This window comes from Psychrobacter sp. CMS30, from assembly GCF_904846565.1.
In the GTDB taxonomy this organism is placed as follows: domain Bacteria; phylum Pseudomonadota; class Gammaproteobacteria; order Pseudomonadales; family Moraxellaceae; genus Psychrobacter; species Psychrobacter maritimus.
In genome coordinates this window covers 1-22,076 of the sequence record NZ_CAJHBF010000001.1, presented here as the reverse complement: position 1 = coordinate 22,076, position 22,076 = coordinate 1, and the positions used below count along the sequence as shown (strand labels likewise).

The following is a 22,076-nucleotide window of genomic DNA, read 5'->3' as shown; positions in this document are numbered from 1 at the left end:
TTAAGCTCATCATTTGAAGACAGTTATTGAATAAGGAACGCTATTTAATAAAGAGAATTATTTAGAAAGATAGCCATTGAACATTTAATAAAAATAAGGAGTGATAGCATGACGAACCATATAGAAAATGCCAATACACCAGTCGCCACAGATGGCGCAACATGGCAGCTTAACGCCCTAACCGAAGCCTTGGGTGATCTGACGTTGACAGTCAGTGACAGCCTGTCTGTGGGACGCGGTAGCGACAATGATGTGGTGCTCGGCAGCAAGCAAGTGTCACGCAATCATGCGGTGCTGAGCGTATTAAACGGTGAGTTGTACGTTAAAGATTTAGATTCGTCAAACGGTACTTTTATCAACGAGCAGCGCATTGAGGCCAATAAATCTACCAACCTTGCTGCCAATGATAAGCTAGGTTTTGCCAGCTTTAGCTTTCAGGTAAGCGCGCCAGTTGCTGCGACGTTGGCTAATGAGCAAGCCGCTCCACTTGTGACAGATGAGCCAGCACTAAGCTCAAGCGCTGACACGGTTGGCGAATTAGCACCTGCTGCCGCTATACCTGTGGTTAAAGAGGCTGTTATTAAAGAACCTGTGGTCAAAGAAACGAAAATTGAAGAGTTCTTACCTGTTGCAGACACTCCAGCCGAACCTGTTGAAATTGTAGAGGCTGAGCCAGTGGTAAAAGAAACAGGTATCGATGAAGTCTTGTCAGCGACAGATGATAGTAGTGAAGCAATACCCGTCGAAGCCGCACCGATTGAAACAGCAGCAGTGGCCACTGAGCCTACTAAACAGGCGGAAACCAAGCCTACAGAGACTATAGAGGTAGCAACAGAGGCAGTAACGAGCGCGCCTGTTGTAGAAGAACCAAGACAGAAGGCAGCTCGTCAAGCACCAGAAGAAGCAGACGCTGTAAAGCATGACAAAACCACCAAAACCGCTCTGCAAGAAGAAGCAGATCCTGATGTATTACGCGCCAAGCAAGCTGCTACTTCGCAGTTCTCAGGCACTGCCAACTTGGGTCAACCTCGCGACCTTGGTACAGCTGGTAATAATGCCATGGATCAAGCCATCAATAACCCTGCTAATGCGGGACAGGTTGAGAAAAAGCCCAGCGGCGGTTGGTTTATATGGGTCTTTGTGGCAGTTTTAATTATTGGCCTAGCATTATGGTTGTTTAATATGGGCATCGTATAAGGCGATTTATCCTTAAAAATCGCTTATAACATTCCTTAAAAAACGCATCTGCCAGCTGATATCATTTATTTAACCTGCAAAATTGTAAAGGTTATCTAATAATCACTGGCAGTTTGCCGACTTACTGCATAAATTGTCCGTTTATAGATTAACTTTATGAATCATTTGTTAATAGCCATAAAATATAAAGTTAATTAAAAGGTTTTATTATTGATTTAGGTAGTAAAAATAATCGGTACTAGAGGACGTAGTGCCAAGCTATTTACTTTTCCGCGTGGCTGATAATATCAATCGCGATAAAAAGAGCGATTTAATGCTAGAAAAAACAGTAATGTAATCAAGTGTTTGACGGTTTTTATGAAAATAATGCTAAAAAAACCAAAAAAGAGCTTGCGTCTATCAAAATATTTGATAGAATAGCCACCACTTTGAGAGAACAAGCCGACTTAGCTCAGTTGGTAGAGCAACTGACTTGTAATCAGTAGGTCGCCAGTTCGATCCCGGCAGTCGGCACCATCTCTTTCAAAGTCGCTTTTTATGAATTTGCTTTAAATTAAGGTGATTTTATATCAAGCAATCTAGGTGGGATTGGGGAGCGGTCAAACCCAACAGACTGTAAATCTGTCGCGAAAGCTTCGAAGGTTCGAATCCTTCTCCCACCACCATATTTTTTCAAAGTTTGTCCTAGCGCCAAGCATACTCTATATCCTGAACGACTCGCTATCAGAGTCAAGCAGCATAAGAGTAAATGCGGGTGTGGTATAATGGTAACACCTTAGCCTTCCAAGCTAATGACGCGGGTTCGATTCCCGCCACCCGCTCCATATATGCACCATCGCAGCAACTATCAATCATCACGACAGTCAGTTATTATTGCTGTATCGTGATATTTTTTTTAGTGCAACCCAGTGGTTGGCTACTGTAGTTTTTAAAAGCACGCTCATATAGCTCAGCGGTAGAGCACTCCCTTGGTAAGGGAGAGGTCTTGAGTTCAATTCTCAATATGAGCTCCATTTATTATTCAAGTGTTTTATATTGGCTTTGCTCTTTTGACAAAGCGGGGCACTTTAATAAAGTATTGTATTTTACAAAATATACATATCGATATCGAAATTATAGAATATTGAAAATTATAAACAGAGTGTGGCAGATAATGATTTAAGGGTGACACTGAGGTGTTGCCTTTTAGTGCTGTCAGTTTATTAATAAATTCGTTTATTAATAAGTCTGTTTATTAAAAAAACACAGGAAGACAATGTCGCATTGTAGCATTGCCAATGTGGGTTATAATACGCGGCAATGTGCAAGAGATTGAAAAGCACGTATAATGTCTCTATATAAAGATATAGACAGTTGTAGCGCTATCAATCCTTGTTAATAAATAAGCTTTAGTAGTAAAACCATAGCGTCAACGGTTTGATGGTTTTTATGCATCATGAGCCGTCAAACAGCTATTTACCGATCTTTGATTGTTAAAGATTCATCAAAAAAGAGGAAATACCCATGGCAAAGGCCAAGTTTGAACGCAGCAAGCCACACGTCAACGTCGGTACCATCGGACACGTTGACCACGGTAAAACAACCCTAACCGCCGCTATCGCAACCGTAGCAGCAATCACCTCTGGTGGCGAAGCCAAAGACTACGCGTCTATTGACTCAGCACCAGAAGAAAAAGCACGTGGCATCACCATCAACACCTCACACGTAGAATATGACACCCCATCACGTCACTACGCACACGTCGATTGCCCAGGTCACGCCGATTATGTTAAAAACATGATCACCGGTGCCGCTCAAATGGACGGCGCAATCCTAGTTGTATCAGCAACTGACGGCCCTATGCCACAAACCCGTGAGCACATCTTGCTTTCACGTCAGGTTGGCGTACCGTACATCATCGTCTTCATGAACAAGTGTGACCTTGTTGATGACGAAGAATTGCTTGAGCTAGTAGAAATGGAAGTTCGTGAACTTCTTAACGACTACGACTTCCCAGGTGATGACACCCCAATCGTAAAAGGTTCAGCCACCCAAGCCCTTAAAGGCGACGAAGGCAAATATGGCCAACCAGCCGTAGTAGAACTACTAGGTATCCTAGATACTTATATCCCAGAGCCAGAGCGTGACATCGACAAAGCATTCCTAATGCCAATCGAAGACGTATTCTCAATCTCAGGTCGTGGTACTGTTGTTACTGGTCGTGTTGAATCTGGTATCGTACGTGTTGGTGACGAAATCGAAATCGTTGGTATCCGTGACACGCAAAAAACCACCTGTACTGGTGTAGAGATGTTCCGTAAACTGCTTGACGAAGGTCGTGCAGGCGAAAACTGTGGCGTACTACTACGTGGTACCAAACGTGAAGACGTACAACGTGGCCAAGTACTTGCTAAGCCAGGTTCTATCACCCCTCACACCAAGTTTGACGCTGAAGTATACGTACTGTCAAAAGAAGAGGGCGGTCGTCACACACCATTCCTAAACGGCTATCGTCCACGGTTCTACTTCCGTACTACTGACGTAACTGGCGCAATCCAATTACAAGACGGTACTGAAATGGTTATGCCTGGTGATAACGTTGAGATGGGCGTAGAGCTTATCCACCCAATCGCTATGGACAAAGGTCTACGCTTCGCTATTCGTGAAGGCGGCCGTACGGTAGGCGCTGGTGTTGTTGCTAACGTACTTAGCTAAGCATTAAAGCACTAACGCTATTAGAGCAATCTGATCACGTTAAGCAGTTAGAAAAAAGCCATCCTTGTAAGAGGATGGCTTTTTTTGTGGGCGCTTTATCTTGAAGTCAGATGATTAAATAATAATAAACATTTAAGATAGAACGAGTGTTATTAAATTTAAGTGAACGTGGATAAGAATAATAAAAGGAACAACTGTGTTTATTATCGAGAAGCTAGCAACCCATACAGCACGGCTGCAACAAACAATAGAAGCGGTCGCAGATATCGAATTACTAGTACAGCCGCATGATGCATGGACGTATCAGACGCTAGTTGAGATGCTGGCGCAAGACAGTATGCATATGCTGATGGTTTATGAACAAGAAGATAAAGCCGATAATAATAAAGTAATTGGCTACTGCCTCTATCAAGTTATTTTTGAGCAAGCAGAAATATTGCGTATCGGCACCCATCCTGACTATCAGCGTCAGGGTATCGCCTCGCAAATTTTTGCACAATTAAATGAAGAGTTAATAAGCAATCAGGTAGAGAGCTTATTATTAGAGGTGCGGGCAGATAATGCGCCTGCGATTGCTTTGTATCAGCAGCAAGCGTTTGCCGTGATTCATACGCGTAAAAACTATTATCAAGTGCCACATCAGCCAGCAGTTGATGCGTTAATTATGCAGCGCGTTTATGTTTAATAGTTATAACTAACGCTGATAACTCTGCTTGAAGATAAAGTTAATATATTTGCCGGTAACTTGACTAGGGTTGTGAGGGTATTTTCTTTTTACAGATTTCAACATTGAGCTTATAGTCACTGTCTGCTTTCATGCGCTCAAGAACCTCAATGCGTTCAGCCAACATCTCTATCATTAAGCCAATGGTCGCTTGCTGCTTTTTTACTTGGGCGAGTTTCTGCTGGGTAAGACTTAGCTGCAAATCAATATCGAGCTGGCCATCATAATAATCATTAAGGCTATCTTTGATTTCAGTCAGCGTAAAACCGATGGCTTGGGCGCTTTTAATCAGCTCAATACGCTCAACGCATTCTGGATGAAACTCAGTATAAAGCCGTGAGCCTGCTTGGCGTTTGCGAGATTTTAGTAGCCCCAGTTGGTCGTAATGACGAATGGTATCTTTGGTGGTATTGGCCTCGGTCGCCAGTGTACCAATCAATAAAAATGCGGTATCAGGTGCCATGCTAACCTCGTAAGTAAAATATTTAACTTACTTATTGTTTAATGATGATTGGAAGCGTTGTTTAAAGCTATGTTTGTTTAAAGAGAGTTTGCTTAAAGTTATATTGGAAAGCAATAAATACGCTCATTTTTAAACCAAGCTATTTGCCTTGTGAATTTGCGTTATATTTTTAATTGCCACGGCTGTGGTTTATCAAGTAATGATACGGCTAGAGGTTGATGAGAGTCCTTTTGCCATTTGACTGAACGGTTGCCAATAAGGGTATCTAACTGCGCTAAAAATTCAGCACGCGGCAAGGTTTCAGCGCCCAAGCTCAGCAGATGCTCATTTGGCAACTGACAGTCTACCAATTCGACTTTGCTTTGGGCACATAAACGCATCAAACCCCAAAAGGCGAGCTTTGACGCGTTCGATGCGACATGAAACATCGATTCACCAAAATAAATACCGCCTATCTTTAATCCGTATAAACCGCCAATCAACTGCTGCTGATCATCCCAAACTTCAATGCTATGCGCAAAGCCTTGAGCATGCAGCTCGGTATAAGCTTCAATCATCTCGCTATGAATCCAAGTATGTTCGCCCTCGGGCAGCGTGTCATTGTTACCGTCGCTACGCGGTAGACTACAAGCATGAATAACGTCATCGAACGCTTGATTTAGGGTTAATTGCCAACGCTCGCGACCCGCTTGCTTGCGCAGCGATTTACTGGGCTTATAGTCAGTGGGCAGCATAATACAGCGCGGCTCTGGACACCACCACGCGATAGGTTCATCGTCATTAAACCACGGAAATAATCCCTGCGCGTAAGCAGAAATCAGCGTTGTAGGCGCTAAATCTCCGCCAACGGCAACGATACCAATGCCATCAGGATCAACCATCGTAGGGTCAGGGAAGTTGTAACGCCCAAGACTTCTGATGTGTTTACGGAAGGTCTCAGGCGTTATATCAGTCGCATTAATATCGATATCAATGCGGCCGTCGTCTTTAGCAAAGTTGCTCATTTATGCTTCTTTATCAGCAGTCAATGTCGACGCATACGTATGATCGGTTGCAACCGTCTCACCGATAGCATCCAAGTATTTCTCGGCATCAAGCGCTGCCATACAGCCAGTGCCCGCAGAAGTAATGGCCTGACGATACACGTGGTCGGCCACGTCACCGGCGGCAAATACGCCCTCGATACTGGTTTGAGTAGCATTACCATTTAGGCCACTATTAACAACAAGATAGCCGTCTTTCATGTCCAACTGGCCTTTGAACAACTCTGTGTTTGGCTTATGGCCAATGGCGACAAACATACCCATGGTATCTAATTGCTTGGTGCTGCCATCAATCATAGATTCTATGATCAGACCATTGACGCCCATATCATCGCCGACCACTTCTTTGACTTTATGGTTCCATTCGATTTTGACGTTACCGTTTCTAGCTTTTTCAAACAGCTTATCTTGCAAGATTTTCTCAGAGCGCAAGCTGTCGCGGCGATGGACCAAAGTGACCTCAGAAGCAATGTTTGATAAATATAAAGCTTCTTCAACGGCGGTATTACCACCGCCAATGACGGCGACTTTTTGGTCTTTATAAAAGAAGCCATCACAGGTGGCACAAGCCGATACACCTAAACCACGGAATTTGGTTTCTGACTCTAAGCCTAAATACTGCGCAGAGGCACCCGTTGAAATAATTAGGGCATCACAAGTATAGCTGCCGTTATTACCAATCAGGGTAAAAGGGCGCTCATTAAGATTAACCTCATTGATATGGTCATAAACCAATTCAGTACCAAAGCGCTCGGCATGGGCTTTCATACGATCCATAAGCGCAGGACCGGTTAAATCATGAGCATCGCCCGGCCAGTTATCGACCTCAGTGGTGGTGGTCAGCTGACCGCCCACTTCCATACCAGTCACCATCACTGGCTTTAGGTTGGCACGTGCAGCATAAACGGCCGCGGCATAACCGGCAGGACCTGAACCTAAAATAATCAATTTTTCGTGGCGTGGAGCCGTATTATCAGTTGCCATAAAATTTCCTTGCTAGCTATCAAAATGAAAACGATTAGAATGAAAAATATAAAAATTAGAATGATAAAAGTGCGTCGTATAAATGACAAATATTATAAAAGATAGTCGCTAAAAGTAGCGATGAATATGGTTTTTCTCATTGCTATGTGATAATAACATAAGGGCAGATAGCAAAAAGTGCAAGTTTGCTAAAACGAATATGGGTATCATTAGAATCAAAGCATCATAAGCTTGAAAAATGTGCCTGAAAACATGGCAGCTAAAAAGAATGCATCTACAAATACTGACTCTAAAAATATAATGCCTGAAAAAACAATGCCCAAAAATAATCGCCTCTTTTTTATAGGGCAGCCATTTATTACGCAAAGGTGTGGCGAATGTTCGGTTAATGAGCGCATTTTTTGCTAAACCACTGATAGATTTATTTTCTTACCCTCTTTCTTGATAACACTGTCGCCACTACGCCTATGTATTTGTTATTATAAGAAGTTATGCAAGGGTAGTAGTAGCTAGAGTAAGTGATTTACTTATATTGGTATATTGTCACTTATCAGCATAAAACCATTTCAGCATAGTAAGCATAACTAGCTTTATTCATAAACTGGCGACCATTTAATATTAATAACGAGTATTAACAACAAGGCAGATCTTACGTGATATCAGCACCACTTATTGAGTATTTAAAAAAGGGCATATTTACCCTGCTTGGGTTAATACTGGCGGTTTATTTATTCGTCATTTTGATGACTTATACCGGTAATGATCCGAGCTGGTCGCACATCAGTAGTGATATGACTGCCGTGAATAATATGGGCGGCGAGATGGGCGCGTGGCTGTCTGATTTACTCTATAGCTTCTTTGGTTTTGGAGCTTGGTGGTTGCTGGCGTTTTTGGTTTATGAGTCGGTGCTGATTTGGTGGGATAACAAACCAACGTTTTGGTTATTACGCTTAGTTGCCTATGTGTTTTTGCTATTAAGTGCCAGTGCCTTGTTTGCGCAATTGGTAGCGCTAGTACAGCAAGTGGCAGATCCGATGGTGTCCGGTCTGAAAGGCGTGGCTGGTGGTATTATTGGCCTTGAGCTGCAAGCACGTTTGGCACAGCTATTATCGCAGTGGGGCAGTGTGACCTTTTTAACGGTATTTGTGATAATTACCGCCACTTTTGCCTTTAATATCCATTGGCTGGCGATTTATCAAAAAATTAAGACATGGTCATGGCGCGATGCTGCGCTCCAAGACAATGATAGTAAACGCGATAATAGACAAGCCGCGCAGACAGCGTCTGAACAACAGCAAAATGATGAAAGTGTGAGCGATGAAAAAGCGGCGCAAGCATTTGAGCAGTTACCATTGGATTTGCCAACTGCTGACCATGCAAATCATGCTCAAACAGCCGATAAAAGCGGTCGTTTTAATAACGTGTTGAAAGATTTTTTAGCGACGTCGGGTCTAGGTGCTAGCGTCAAAGCATCCATGTCGGCCGCGGCAGCAGTGGCACAAACTGCAACCAGCAGCACAGCGCAGGATGAGCAATTACAAACGGCTTCAGCTAATGCAAGCAGTTTTAGTCATGTTAACCAACAGCAAGTGTCAGCGCCTGCCGCAAATCCTGTGATGGCGCCTGCGCGCAAAGTTGAACCAAGTTTTGCTTGGAATGATGCCGATACGGTCGATGATTTGTTGGCAAGTGAGGCCATTGCTGGTCAAGATACGTTTGTTTATGATGCAGCTGCTGCTTCAAACACGAACGTCCAAGGTTTCGATAAATCTGCTGCTGCGTCTAATACTTCTGATAATATTGTTAATGATGCTGCTGATGAAATTGAGACTACAGAAGACGTTGATAGCTCAGCAGTTGATAGCTTAGTTGATGCTTGGCTAGCAGAACATGCGGCGGTTCCAGTAGCGCCTAAGTTAGAAGAAGATAAAACCTTGATTGAAGCGCCGGTATTAGACACCTCGTTTGATACCGCAGCACAGGAACAGAAAGCGGATCATTCATTAAATGTTAATTCATTAAATAATGTGATTGCTGACTCAATAGATGACCTTTCTGAAAGTTGGTCTATCGAACAAGCTGATTCTTCTTATGATGCTGAGCCTTTAGCTAAGCCTGAAACAATCATTACATCGGCAGTAGATTTTGCTGCGCCAGTGGATACGATTATTAACGTTGCTAAAGTTACTGATATGACACCGACCAATACGCCGCCTGCAAATCCTAAACTCGCGCCGACAGCAGCAACTGGTATTGCAGAAACAAATACTTCGCCCGTAACTGCGGCTAAACCAACGGTAAGCTTTGCGGTGCCAGAAGGCGATAGCAGCAATCATATTGCTGACATGATGCCAGAAGATGACAGTCGAGCTGACGACACTGGCCTGCCGGTGATGCCGCATATTAGCGATGATGCCGCCTTCAGTCAAAAATCACGCTCGATGCAAACGGCTGCTTATCGCAGTAGCCTTACACCTATCCCTGAGATTTCTATTTTAGATAAGCCTGACCCTGACCGTAAGCCGAGCTATACATTGGCTGAGCTTGAGCAATTGTCCGAGCTATTAGAAATCAAATTGCAAGAGTTTAATGTCAAGGCTGCTGTGGTTAATGCGATTCCAGGGCCGGTAGTAACGCGCTTTGAAGTAGAGCTTGCTGCTGGGGTAAAAGCCAGTAAAGTGACGGGTATTTCACGCGATTTGGCGCGTTCGTTATCGATGGCGTCCTTGCGTGTGGTCGAGGTCATTCCAGGTAAGCCGTATATTGGTATTGAGGTGCCAAACAAGCAGCGCGAAATGGTACGTTTGATTGAGCTGTTAAATACAGAAAAATTTAACGACCCTAAAGCCCAAATCAGTATGGCAATGGGTAAAGACATCGGCGGTAATCCGATTATTACTGACCTTGCTCGCGCGCCGCATATGCTCGTTGCCGGCACCACAGGCTCTGGTAAATCGGTCTTGGTCAACTCGATGCTACTGTCGATGCTGCTAAAATATACGCCGAATGAGCTGCGCCTTATTTTGATTGATCCAAAGCAGCTTGAGCTTGCCAACTACAACGATATTCCGCATCTGCTAACGCCAGTGGTCACTGATATGACCGAAGCCGCTAGTGCCTTGTCATGGTGTGTGGCAGAGATGGAGCGCCGTTATCAGCTCATGAGTTTATTAAAGGTGCGTAAACTTAACGAGTTTAATAAAAAAGTTATCGCAGCTGAAAAATCGGGCAATCCGATGTTGGATCCTTTATGGCGTCCCAATGATAGCGTCAGTATTAGCCAAGCGCCAAAGCTAAAAACCTTGCCAATGATTGTCATTGTCGCCGATGAGTTTGCCGATATGATTATGCAGGTCGGTAAGCAAGCCGAAGAGCTTATCACTCGTCTTGCACAAAAATCGCGAGCAGCAGGGATTCATTTAATGCTTGCTACGCAGCGTCCGTCGGTCGATGTCATTACTGGTCTGATTAAAGCCAATATCCCCGTCCGTGCAGCGTTACGGGTGAACTCAAAAGTGGATTCACGCACGATTCTAGACAGCGGCGGTGCCGAAGACATGCTTGGTAATGGCGATATGCTGTTTTTAGGACCAGGGCAAATTGAGCCTGACCGTGTGCATGGCGCGTATGTCAGTGATGAAGAGGTCAACCGTGTTTGTGATGCGTGGCGTGAACGCGGTGCGCCCGATTATATTGATAATATGGCGGGTAATTTTGAATTAATGAGTCCTGGCGGTGGTGCTAGTGCGGCCAATGCTTCTGGCGAAGACGACGACCTTTATAATGACGCCGTGGCCTTTATCATGGAAACGCGTAAAGTATCAGCCTCTAGTATCCAGCGTAAATTCAGCATTGGTTATAACCGTGCGGCACGTATTGTCGACTCAATGGAAGAGGCTGGCTTGGTCAGCTCTATGGGTAAAAGTGGTAAGCGTGAACTGTTAATGTAGCGCTGAGATATCATTAGATAGCAAAAAGGACGAGTGACGAAAGTGACTCGTCTTTTTTATTGGGAAAAGATGATATAGGCGATCCGCTATAAAATGAACGCAGAGCTACTGGTATTCATTTTGCGCAGCCTCTGTCTGCGTAGGCACAGCAAGCAAGGGAAATGAATACCAGTAGCGCGTTATAATGCTTGTACTTATTTCATTTGGCCATTTTTAGCCTATCTAGATGTCAATCGATTGAATTGAGGACACGCCCTAATACCCGAATGACTAATGAGTTTGTTTATCGATTATAAACAGCGGCTTTTTATACTAAACTGGTGATGGTTTATCAGATAAATATCCATAAATTCTAAGAATACACCTTAACGCAATTACTCTCCAAGGAAGGTCAGTTATGTTTAAAGAATATACCCAATATGATGCGATAGCGCTGGCAGCATTGGTTAACGCAGGGGAAGTCAGCGCCAAAGAATTGCTCGATGCGGCCGTTGAGCAAGCCAATCAGCTTAACCCTAAATTAAACGCTATTATCCATCGTTTTGATGAGCGCGCTTATGCCGCGGCGCAAAAAAGCTTACCAGCAGGCGTATTTAATGGCGTGCCTTATTTACTTAAAGACCTGTCTTTCTATTTTGCTGATGAGCCGATCACCATGGGCAGTCGTAGCGTCAATATCGTGCCTGATGATGACAGTGAAATAGTTAAACGCATGAAAGCCAGCGGCGTAAATACTTTTGGTAAAACCAATACGCCTGAGTTTGGTTTGATTATTACCACTGAACCAAAAGCGCATGGCGCCACCCATAATCCGTTTAAAAAAGGCTATAGTTCTGGTGGTTCATCGGGCGGTAGTGCGGCGGCTGTGGCAAGTGGTATCGTACCTATGGCAGGCGCGGGTGATGGCGGCGGTTCGATACGCTTTCCTGCTGCATGGTGCGGCGCGTTTGGACTCAAACCTAGCCGTGGTCGTAATCCGATGGGTCCAGCCATTGGTGAAGGCTGGGAAGGGGCGGTCGCTGACCACGTAATTACGCGCTCTGTACGTGATAGCGCCGCGATGCTGGATGCGACTAGCGGTGCGGAAATCGGTGCGCCTTTTATCATTGCCCCGCCGGATGGCACGTTTTTGCAAGCAGCGATGCGCGCACCACGGCAATTAACCATTGCCCTGCATCAACAGCCATTGGTGGCCAATACCGTGGTTGATAAAGAGGTACTCGCTGTATTAGAGCAGACCGCTAAGCAGCTAGAAGCCATGGGACATCGCGTGATACCGGCTGAGCCTAATATCAATATTGAGCAGTTTTGGCATGATTTTTTAGTGGTAGTCTGCGCCCATACCGCCTTTACCATCGATTATGTCGAGCGCTGCTATGGTGCCCAGCATATCCAAAACCTTGAGCCACAAACCTATAATATGGCGATGCTCGGACGCTCATTATCCGCCGTTGATTTGGCGCATGCTAAGCATGGCTGGCATCATAGTCAATATCAAACCGGTTTATTGCTTGAAACCTACGATATGATTTTGTGCCCAACTGTACCGACCCCTGCCGTTAAACATGGCGTGCTACCGCCAAGCCGTATGGATGAGATGCTCATGCGTAGTGCCGGATTGCTAAATAAAGGCATTGATATGGGTAAATATGCCTTTAGCTCAGGCGTGATTGAAAAACTCAGCTCACCCGTACTCGGTAAAATGGCCTTTACTTTATTAGGTAATGTTACGGGGCTACCAGCAATGTCATTGCCAGTTGGGATGAGTAAAAAAGGCTTGCCGATTGGTATGCAGCTGATTGGGCGTATGAATGATGAAACGACGCTATTTAGTATTGCTGGCGAGATGGAGCGCGCGGGGTTATTTACCAAACCTGCCTTTGAGAAATAGTTTTATATGCTCGAAATGATTTCTAATAAATGTATTTTATAAAAAGCGTTTTGATTAAGACAGCTTAATCAAAACGATAAATATCCATACCCAAGCTATGGTGCGCCATGCTTTGGTGTACCACAGAGACGCGTTGACCCGCACCTAATGCAAAGAATAGCGGCAGTAGGTGCTCATCACTTGGATGTACATTCTGATAATTAGGATACTGCTGCCAGTCTAAGGCGCTCGGAATGTCTGTTTTAAGCTGTTGTAATAGCCAAACTTTAAAGTCTCTAGCGGTTTTATCGATACTCTCTGCTTGCCAGCGTAGTGCTTGCAAATTATGGGTGATACTTCCTGAACCAATCAAAAGGATTTGCTCATCCCGTAATTGCGCCAGTTGCGCGCCCAATTGATAACAAGCGACACTGTCATAATGCCGTGGTAGCGATATTTGCACGATAGGGATATCAGCTTCTGGATACAGATGCAAAAGCGGCGCCCAGACCCCGTGATCGCTAACGCGCAAAGGATTTACGCGGCAGGTGATACCGCGCGCAGTCAGCTGCTGTGCTAAAGTTTCAGCAAGCGCTGGTTGTCCGGCGGCAGGGTATTGCAAATCATATAGCTCAGGCGTAAAGCCTGAAAAATCATGCCAAGTTTTTGGTTGCGGATTGCTACTGATTTCAAGCTTTGCTGACTGCCAATGCGCCGACATAATGATAATAGCGCGAGGTTTAGGTAAATTTTGCCCGATACGTGCTAGCGCGCTGGTTGTCGCTGACTGCTCGATTGCAAGCGTTGGCGCCCCATGCGAGATAAATAGCGCGGGCAATTTTGGTCGCTTCGATACTGTCGCTGCCCGCGCTATCGCAGGTCCATCTGCCCAAGCAGCCGCTGCCGTGATAGGCGTCGGCTTTGAGTTCGTTAGATGTTGGCGTTTGTCATCAGCTTGCGTATGAGCGCTTAAGGCTTTAGGTACTGCAGATTTAGGATGTTTCATGTTTCATGTATTAGGGCGCGCGCCTATATTTCAATCTGTTCTGCGATTACGATTACTCATTGTTTTTTAGGTAACGCAGTTATTCTTCTATAGCAAATAAACAATCTTTGTAGGCGTTTTAATTACTACTTTTAATTACCGCGATGATAAGGGTGATTGTGACTGATACTCATCGCCCGATAAAGCTGCTCCATCAGTACCACGCGCACCAGCGGATGCGGTAGGGTCAGCGCGGATAACGACCATTTTACATCGGCTTTTGCCAGCACTTCTGGCGATACACCGTCAGCACCACCTATGACTAGGGCAATATCGTCGCCTTGCTGCATGCCATCGGCTAATTTATCAGCCAACTGTTCGGTAGAGAGCATTTTACCTTTTACATCCAGCACCCATAGTTGCTCACGCCCTCCTGCCGCATGGGCGGCTAATATCGCCTGACCCTCTTGCTCGCGGTATTGCGCCAAATTGGCCTCTGACGGATTTTTGGCGCGTTTTGCCGCCGCAATTTCTACGATTTCGGTGCTAAGCATCGGTTGAATACGTTTGAAATATTCATCAAAACCGGTTTGTACCCACTTGGGCATTTTATTACCGACGGTCAATATTCTTACTTTCATAATACATACCACTTTGATCATTGAGTAAATGTAACAAAAGAATTCTGCGCTTAAGTTATTGTAACAAACAGACCTTTTACAACGCATAATTTTGTGCTTTACTAGCATTCGACAAACAGTTGTTCTTTATTTTGCTGGTTTTTGCTTATCATTATTAAACTCTGCGCTATAAAAATAGTGGCAGAACGTTAAAAGCAATAAAGTAAATGAACGAATAATGACTCAAGCTATAAAACCAGTCATAAAATAACGAGCAACACTGTGAGGTCTTTATGATAAACCAAAAGACAGTTTGAAACATTTTTTTAAACGAAAGGAGTCGTTCATGAAACGTACTATATCAAGTCTAATTGCCCTTAGCGCAGGCGCGCTGCTCTCTACTTCTGTGTTTGCTGTTTCGTTAAATGGCACGCAATGGCAAACCATCGATGATAAAACCGGCGAAAAAAAGGCCGTCATTCAGTTAACAGAAAACGGCGGTAAAGTGTCAGGGAAAATCATTAAAGTGCTGAATAAAGAAAAGGCGGATGCGCTTTGTACCAAATGTCCTGGTAGCCTAAAAAACAAACCGGTTGAAGGCTTACAGATACTCTCAGGCTTAAAAGCAGATGGTAATAACCAGTGGAGTGATGGCAAGCTGGTCGACCCTGAATCCGGCAAAACCTATTCTGGCAAATTGACCCTAAGTGATAATGGTCAAAGTTTAAAACTCCGCGGCTTTGTCGGCACCCCAGTCTTTGGTCGCTCGCAAACGTGGCAGCGCATTAAATAAATTCTGCACTAGGATTGTTATTGATAAATAACGATTATAGCGGTTAGTAATCATTGAAGATAAAAGTAAAGGATAGTCGGTTTATAGCGGCTATCCTTTTTTATACTTTAACTTTCAGCAGTCTTTAACTTTTGCCAATTATTTTACATAAGTGGGGCGATGGTTTCTGATACCGTGTTTTCTTCGCTTTGATGATTGTCATTGTTATCAGAAGAGGTAGGTTTTGGGATAATGGTCAGCTGAGCATCTGATTCAAAAACGATCGCCTCGACATCATCGAAGCTATTCACCCCTTCAGAACGCATGGCGCATTCAAGCTCTTGACGGGTCAAGCGCTCAGCACGCATCGCATCGGGTAAAAACTGCCCTTGATAAAAGACAATACGCGGCTCGGATAAAATAAAGCTGCTAAATTGCGGTGAAATAGAGGCGTATTTGGTGACCAAAAACTGCATGACATACAGCACCAAGATAGAGGATATACCTTCGATAAGCGGAATGTCTTTGAGTAAAATAGTGCTGGCACCGAGTGAGCCAATCATCACGGTGACAATCCAATCAAAGTTATTAAGCTGCGAAGTGGAGCGTTTTCCAGAGACTTTAGTGATGATGACAATCAAAACGTAAACCGTTACCGCCGTCAGCACGATACGTCCGAGCTTGTCTATATTGTCGAAAAAAAGCATGTCCATTGCTTGAGCTCCTATTGATTATTTATGTCACTTAAATACTACTTAACATGAAATCTTATAGAAACAGCGTACCGTAATTTACTCATGCATAGGACAAAAACTTTGTATGTGCTTGGATAGTGATAAATAGGTAAGGTTACTGGCTATTTAAAAGCGCTAAGTATTTCAATAATAATTAAATGGTTTTGCGCTTAGGGTCAAGTAAGTGATTGACGGCCCAAATGCTAATGCGTGCACTGACCAAGCTCAGCACCAATATCATGACCAATGCTGAAAGCAGTGGTAGTGGCTGCTGCATGCTCATCTCCATCAACACTTCACGGCTCACCGCATCAAATAAGAAAAACCAGATGCCCAAGAAATAAATAATCGTCAGTAGCCAAACCACTGCAACGCCGCCAAACATTAAGCGGTTGATCTCGCCTCTATCTAGCGCGCGCTGTTGATGTTTGATAAATTTATGCACGGCAATATAAGCGCCGATGACGATAGAGATGACTGTGACCAATTGCGAGTTTAAGGCAAGTTTGGTTTGAATCATCATAAATATCGCGCTAGCTAAAATATAACCAACGGCAAAAAAACCAACATATTGCGCCATTTTAGGTTGAGTGGCTTTTGGGTTTGATAGCGGTGTCTTGCTTCCCGACTGACTAGCTCCTGACTGACTATCTCCTGACCTACTGGGAGACTTGTTAAGCTGCGTTGGTTTACGTGACATAAAATGACCTTTATAAAGGGGTGAGCATAGGGTTTTTAAAACAAATAGCGCTAAAAAAATAGCAGCTAATACTCCATTATCAATGCTGCGCCGTCCAATCAAGCATCGCATCTAATACGGGTCTGGCAGTATAAGCGTTGAGTGCTTGGTCGCTATTAATCAATCCGACCACTACATAATCCTGTCCAGATAAGCCTTTAACATAGCCTGCCATCGAGGTAACGTTATTTAACGTGCCGGTTTTTATCCAAGCGCGACCGATGGCTTGCGATTCGGGCAAGCGCTCACTATGAGCACTAATCGTACCACTGACGCCAGCGATACCTAATGAGCTCACGTAAGCATCAAAGTTTGGTTGCTCATAAGCGTAGGTTAATAGCTCGCTTAGATTTTCGGCACTGATGGTGCAGTCGCGGCAGAGCCCTGAGCCATTGGTTAAATGAGGTGGCGGCGTAGTCAGCTTGGTTTGCCACCAATGATTAATCGCTTGTAACGCTTGCGAATAATCGGTCGCTGGTGGCTGACCAAATTGATATAAGCTCGTTGCTTGCTGATAAATGACTTTATCTTTATCAGTGCCTTCTTGATTAACGTCTACTTTATTAACGCCCACTTTATCAGCGTTGACTTTATCGCTGCCAGCTTTATTAATGCTAGTGCTATTAATGCCATTTCTATTAATACCGGCTTTATCATAAGCGCCTATAGATAGCGCCACTTGCTCAGTCATCACATTATTAGAAAAATGATTAATATCATAAATCTGCTGGGTAAGGTTTAAAGAGGGATAACTGACAATAGGTAACGGCGATATCGCGATAGCGGCCAGACCGCGTGGCGACTTTCCTTCTTTAACATTTTTATTAGAAAGGTAAGGTGCTTCTTGGCTGATGACTTTACCAGTTAAGGTATTGCCAAGCGTCTGCCATTTAGAAGCAATGACGCGGGCGGCGAAATCTTTGGCATCAGGATAGGCGACATAAAAGGCATGCTCACCGCAGCTGTCCGGTAAATTGGCATTGAGCGTCAGCTGGGTCGGTTGCCACTGCGGCGCTAGACTATAGCGCGCTTGACCGCAGGCAGCTGAGCGTATATTTATCATACTAGGTAATTGATAATTTGCCAGTTGCGGCGTATAGGTCAGCTGTGCGCGCGTATTATCTAGCGGGTAGCTTTGGATACCGATACTGCTAAAGTTAACTAAAAAACCATCAGGGCTGGCGTTATAAGGTCGTAGCGGTGAGCTATCAAAGGCAGCAGGGTTTTTTGTCACATTTTTAAAGATTGCGCTATCGACGATAATATCGCCGTTAATATGGCGAATACCAGCTGTTTGCACTTTATAAAGTAATTGCTGTAAGCGCTCGTGGGTCATTTTTGGATCGCCACTACCTTGAATAATCAAGTCGCCATAGAGCTTATCGCCGATGATAATGCCCGTATGATAAACGCGGGTATGCCAGACAAAGTCAGCGCCCAAAGTATCTAATGCAATAAAGCTTGGAACCAGCTTCATGGTGCTGGCAGGCGTGCGCGCGATATCGGCTTGATGGCTTAGTAATGGCGAGAAAGAGATTTTAATATTGTTAGTCGTAACGTTACTGCCATTATTTTTACTACTTGTATTGTCACTATTTTTGTCAGGATTGTTTTTATTAGGCACTGAAGATGTTGATTGGCCGTCATTTGGCAGTAGCGATGGGCTGCTTTCTAAACTTTGATAAGTATAAGGGTCATCGGTATAAGCATGGAGCTGTTTTTCGTGTTGCTTAATCGTCTGCTTCTCGATAGTCATCAATGGGCTTTGATGAACACTTACTTCTTTAGCATTAGCATTATTATTTTTAAGCGTTTGTTTTTGGATGCTACTAGGTTCAGCAGTGCCATCGTCAGTAGTTAACGATTCTGGTTGATTAGCGGGTTTATTGCTATTAATCACCTGAATCGGCGCAGGCAAGCGACTGGCATTTTTATCGCCAACTGGGGTAATGACGATACTGATATCGGTAGCGCTTAGGTTCGCTCGGCTGAGCGCCGCTTGAATCGCTTCTGGCAGGGCAGCTTGCGCATATAGTGGCGTCAACATAGCGCTGGCAAATAATGCTAACGTGGATAACGTGGCTAGGTATTTGGCAGGCTGATTCAGCGAGCATAACGGCTTAATAAAAGGCGTCAGTTTGGCAGTAGTAGTAGGGCGATTATTAGTTTTAGAAGTGGGTAGCATGAGCAGTCTATCATCAGGTGGCAAAAACACCCTATGGTAACATGAGTTGCTATTTTCGCGTAGGTACAGCCTTTGCATAAATGCAGCGTCCGGCTAAAATCTGTCAACAGGCTTAAAGGTAATGGTTTAAAAATTTTTGAGTGGAGAATTATCAAAGTTATAAATAATAGTGCTTAATATGTATTTTTTTAGTATTTATCGTTTATTAGCCATCAATTTTAACGCATATGCAAAAACGCCATCGCGGTCATAATGGCATCATTATAAGCATCATGAATGCCAAGCTCAGGAATCTCATAATGCGCTAATATTTTGGTCAAATGCTGCGATTGATTGGGATCGCCCTGAGTAAGATTGCCCATGCGCCGACTGTATAACAATCGCACATCAATGATATTGTTAGGCAATGTCGTACCCATATAGCGCTTAACCAAAGGATTCAAAAAACCTGTATCTATCTGCGGGCAAAACCCAACTATCGGTCGATTATCGATAAAGGGCAGTAGTAACGCTAACATCTCATCATAGCTCATGCCGTGCTCGACATCAGCGGTACGCAAGCCATGAATCACAATGGTGTCACGGTCAGGCATGACAGGCGGCCGGCAAACCAGATGCAGACCATTGCCCGTATCGATGCTATTGCCATTGATATGAATCGCGGCGACAGACAGTAGGTGATGCTTTTTTGGATTAAGTCCCGTCATCTCGCAGTCAATCGCGACCCATTCATTAGCCAAAGGTTTATCAAACATTGATGCCAGCTCAGGGCGCTGCAAATGTGTCTTTTGCCAATGAGAAGATAATTGTTTTAGCCAACTCATTTTATTTTTGCTCCCTTTTTTGTTTACTGGCTGACTGAATGGTTCTGATTGTAATGGTGCTAATTGAATGGTCCTGATTAATCATGGAATGCTTCTAACCAAATTCCAGCTGATAATGCCGACTGAGCTGACCTTTAAAACTTTTGACCACTGCCAAACACTCTTTTAATAAATCTCGCTCAAGTGCAGATAAAGTTGTCGGATCAACGTGTCGAGCATACTTATCATCTGTCAATAGCGCAACGGACAAACGCTGCGCCATAAAAAACTCTAAAGCCTCAAGCAGAGTATCAGCACGCTGTTGGGTCAAGGCGCGTGCTTGCACCAAGGCTTTTAAGCGTCCTTTACTACTAGGCGCATCAAAAATATCGTTTTCTAATGCCAAAGTACGAATACCATGCACCAATGGGAAAATACCGGCTTTTTTAAGGTCAATATCATAAGAGCTAGGTTTGCCGCTAAGTAACGGCACAAACTTTTGCCACCATTGACCGACATCGCCAAATTGTAGAGCAGCTCGGGCAAACTGACGTACAAACATCAGGTCTGATTGGCGGTGGGCGATTTTTAAATGTTCGCGGACATGGGTCAGCAGCGACTCATCGCCGCAGACATACTCGCCATCTAATATCGCCGACAGATAAATACTGTGTATCGGGTCGGTATTTCTAAACCATAAGCCAATCTGCGCTTCAAACTGCTTAAGCGGCTGCCGCCACATTGGATTGGTCATCATGATATTGCCATCGCAAAGCGGATACCCCAATGCGGCTAAATGATTGTTAAAGGTTTCAGCGAACTGAGCCAAATCAGGATGGGTATAACCATCACGGATAATCAGCGCATTATCTTGGTCGGTACGCATGATTTGCTCGCCGCGCCCCTCTGAACCCATGACGATAACGCAAGTATTTTTCATTACTTCATCAGGTACGATAAGCTGCCACAGCTTGGTAAAAACTTGCGCGTTAAGCGTTTGTACCATGCGGCTGACGTTACCGATTTTTACCCCATTTTGATGCTGCGCACGAATATAGCGCCCAATAAGCTCAACCGCAGTATCTAAGCTTGGCAAGTCTTTTGCTTTTTCAATCTGAATACTAATCAGCTGAGAATGATGACCAATATGGGCGAGCATATCGCTTTGCCCAAGTACACCTGCGACTTCACCATTAGCGTCAATCACAGGCAGCCTATGGATACGGTAGCGCGTCATGGTCAATAGCGCATCGCCAATCTCATCATGAGCATCGATAGTACGCAAATTGAAGCTCGCATAACGCTGGCAAGGGGTTGTCGCCGGATTTTGCTGGTCGCTCACCGCGCGGCAGATATCGGTATCGGTCAAGATGCCTAACGTACGACCAGAGTAAGCCTTAGGAGCTTGCAAACGGCCATTATCACTGTCTAAGTTACTATTTAAATCGCTATCTAAATCATTATCTAATGTTTGCGCGTGTGTTTGTGTTTTACTTTGGCTTAATTGGTTGAGCGGTCGCACCAACACATGCTTAAGCCCCTCCTTAGTCATGATATGCGCAGCGTCGTATAGGCTACTAGTGGCGTCGATGATATGTACCGGCAATAAGCGGACATCAATCACCGGCTGCATCATAATCTGCTGCACTTCCTGCTGCTCATTATAGCCATGGTAGCTAGTGGTACTTAAACGCTGGCTGCTACGCCGCTGCTGCAATGCTTTTAGGCGTTCGGGTAAATCCTCTGATAGTAATTGACGCACCAGATGATTTTGCGCACTTATTTTGTCAATAGTTGCGCCATTGACTTGTAACAGCAGCGTGTCTTCGATAGCTCGAAAATCGTAGAGTGATATCGGGTTTTTACTTGTAGGTTCAGCACTGCTAAGGAGTGCGTTAGTTGGCTCGCTGCTTTCTGGCAAATCACCTTCTATAAGTGATTTTGGTAGCCGCCGACTGTCAAACCAATCGTTGCTATTCAGATGGTCGGTATGATTGCTGCCTAAATAGGACGCGACAAACTCACCATTAAGCAGCTGCTCGATTTGTCCTTTGAGGACCACATAAAAGTACTGTAAATCGTCTGCAGGCAAGTACTCATCTTTAGCAAGATAACGAATTTGGGTATTTTTTTTGATACTTTGGCGTTCAGCCGCGCTCAATACATCAAAGGGCGGCTGGGTAAAATCAAGATGGGGCATGGCATCATCCTTGATGGCATATTTAACAAAAAATTTAATAAGAAAGGTTTTACAGTTTTACTGATACTAAATAAATAGAGAAACTGAGACGCGTTATTTTAACTATAGCATTG

General features: G+C 44.3%; 16 protein-coding genes and 4 tRNA genes. 10 read left to right on the top strand and 10 right to left on the bottom strand.

All coding sequences use genetic code 11. From position 1 onward, the window contains the following. Positions 1–108 precede the first annotated feature (108 nt). From JMX94_RS00100 to rimI, 7 genes are all read left to right on the top strand, one after another. The gene (locus JMX94_RS00100; protein ID WP_201562144.1) at positions 109–1,197 is read left to right on the top strand and encodes an FHA domain-containing protein; all 1,089 of its coding nucleotides are present in this window, start codon (positions 109–111) and stop codon (positions 1,195–1,197) included. Positions 1,198–1,637: 440 nt separating this feature from the next. Then, a tRNA-Thr gene (locus JMX94_RS00095) sits at positions 1,638–1,713 on the top strand. Positions 1,714–1,778: 65 nt separating this feature from the next. After that, positions 1,779–1,862 (top strand) — tRNA-Tyr (locus JMX94_RS00090). An 85-nt stretch (positions 1,863–1,947) separates the two neighbouring features. Next, positions 1,948–2,021, top strand: a tRNA-Gly gene (locus tag JMX94_RS00085). 114 nt (positions 2,022–2,135) lie between these two features. Continuing rightward, positions 2,136–2,210, top strand: a tRNA-Thr gene (locus JMX94_RS00080). A 490-nt stretch (positions 2,211–2,700) separates the two neighbouring features. Then, positions 2,701–3,891, top strand: a complete 1,191-nt coding sequence (tuf, locus tag JMX94_RS00075; protein WP_201562142.1) for an elongation factor Tu — start codon at positions 2,701–2,703, stop codon at positions 3,889–3,891. Positions 3,892–4,087: 196 nt separating this feature from the next. Further along, positions 4,088–4,576, top strand: a complete 489-nt coding sequence (rimI, locus tag JMX94_RS00070; RefSeq protein WP_227673446.1) for a ribosomal protein S18-alanine N-acetyltransferase — start codon at positions 4,088–4,090, stop codon at positions 4,574–4,576. 64 nt (positions 4,577–4,640) lie between these two features. Here rimI and JMX94_RS00065 read toward each other — a convergent pair whose 3' ends face one another. From JMX94_RS00065 to trxB, 3 genes are all read right to left on the bottom strand, one after another. After that, on the bottom strand, positions 4,641–5,078 hold the full coding sequence (locus JMX94_RS00065; RefSeq protein ID WP_201562140.1) for a MerR family transcriptional regulator: 438 nt from the start codon (positions 5,076–5,078) through the stop codon (positions 4,641–4,643). Positions 5,079–5,239: 161 nt separating this feature from the next. After that, positions 5,240–6,082: a leucyl/phenylalanyl-tRNA--protein transferase gene (gene aat / locus JMX94_RS00060; protein WP_201562138.1), complete on the bottom strand. Its 843-nt coding sequence runs from the start codon at positions 6,080–6,082 to the stop codon at positions 5,240–5,242. Continuing rightward, positions 6,083–7,105, bottom strand: coding sequence for a thioredoxin-disulfide reductase (gene trxB, locus JMX94_RS00055; RefSeq protein ID WP_201562136.1), 1,023 nt, complete (start codon positions 7,103–7,105; stop codon positions 6,083–6,085). Between the two features lie 653 nt (positions 7,106–7,758). Here trxB and JMX94_RS00050 point away from each other — a divergent pair. Continuing rightward, positions 7,759–11,055, top strand: coding sequence for a DNA translocase FtsK (locus JMX94_RS00050; protein WP_201562134.1), 3,297 nt, complete (start codon positions 7,759–7,761; stop codon positions 11,053–11,055). 397 nt (positions 11,056–11,452) lie between these two features. Further along, entirely contained in the window at positions 11,453–12,946 is a 1,494-nt protein-coding gene (locus JMX94_RS00045; protein ID WP_201562132.1) for an amidase, read from the top strand. 64 nt (positions 12,947–13,010) lie between these two features. Here the strand turns inward: JMX94_RS00045 and JMX94_RS00040 are convergent, their stop codons facing one another. Both JMX94_RS00040 and rlmH read right to left on the bottom strand, forming a co-directional pair. Then, complete coding sequence (locus JMX94_RS00040) at positions 13,011–13,931, bottom strand: class III extradiol ring-cleavage dioxygenase (RefSeq protein ID WP_201562130.1); 921 nt, start codon at positions 13,929–13,931, stop codon at positions 13,011–13,013. A 131-nt stretch (positions 13,932–14,062) separates the two neighbouring features. After that, positions 14,063–14,551: a 23S rRNA (pseudouridine(1915)-N(3))-methyltransferase RlmH gene (gene rlmH / locus JMX94_RS00035; protein ID WP_201562128.1), complete on the bottom strand. Its 489-nt coding sequence runs from the start codon at positions 14,549–14,551 to the stop codon at positions 14,063–14,065. A gap of 325 nt (positions 14,552–14,876) precedes the next feature. On the opposite strand from rlmH, the gene JMX94_RS00030 reads away from it, so the two are divergent. Then, complete coding sequence (locus tag JMX94_RS00030; protein ID WP_201562126.1) at positions 14,877–15,323, top strand: DUF2147 domain-containing protein; 447 nt, start codon at positions 14,877–14,879, stop codon at positions 15,321–15,323. A gap of 143 nt (positions 15,324–15,466) precedes the next feature. Here JMX94_RS00030 and JMX94_RS00025 read toward each other — a convergent pair whose 3' ends face one another. The 5 genes from JMX94_RS00025 to JMX94_RS00005 form a co-directional block, all read right to left on the bottom strand. Continuing rightward, a complete protein-coding gene (locus tag JMX94_RS00025; RefSeq protein WP_201562124.1) occupies positions 15,467–16,015 on the bottom strand; it encodes a DUF421 domain-containing protein in 549 nt (182 codons plus the stop codon). Between the two features lie 175 nt (positions 16,016–16,190). Beyond that, positions 16,191–16,736 (bottom strand): ABZJ_00895 family protein, encoded by a 546-nt coding sequence (locus tag JMX94_RS00020; RefSeq protein WP_201562122.1) that lies wholly within the window; start codon positions 16,734–16,736, stop codon positions 16,191–16,193. A 79-nt stretch (positions 16,737–16,815) separates the two neighbouring features. Then, a complete protein-coding gene (locus tag JMX94_RS00015; RefSeq protein WP_227673445.1) occupies positions 16,816–18,960 on the bottom strand; it encodes a D-alanyl-D-alanine carboxypeptidase/D-alanyl-D-alanine-endopeptidase in 2,145 nt (714 codons plus the stop codon). 218 nt (positions 18,961–19,178) lie between these two features. Then, on the bottom strand, positions 19,179–19,784 hold the full coding sequence (locus tag JMX94_RS00010; RefSeq protein ID WP_201562118.1) for a 3'-5' exonuclease: 606 nt from the start codon (positions 19,782–19,784) through the stop codon (positions 19,179–19,181). A gap of 94 nt (positions 19,785–19,878) precedes the next feature. Beyond that, positions 19,879–21,963 carry a DUF294 nucleotidyltransferase-like domain-containing protein gene (locus JMX94_RS00005; protein ID WP_201562116.1) on the bottom strand — a complete coding sequence of 695 codons (2,085 nt, stop codon included), beginning with the start codon at positions 21,961–21,963 and terminating at the stop codon, positions 19,879–19,881. Between the last annotated feature and the right edge of the window lie 113 nt (positions 21,964–22,076).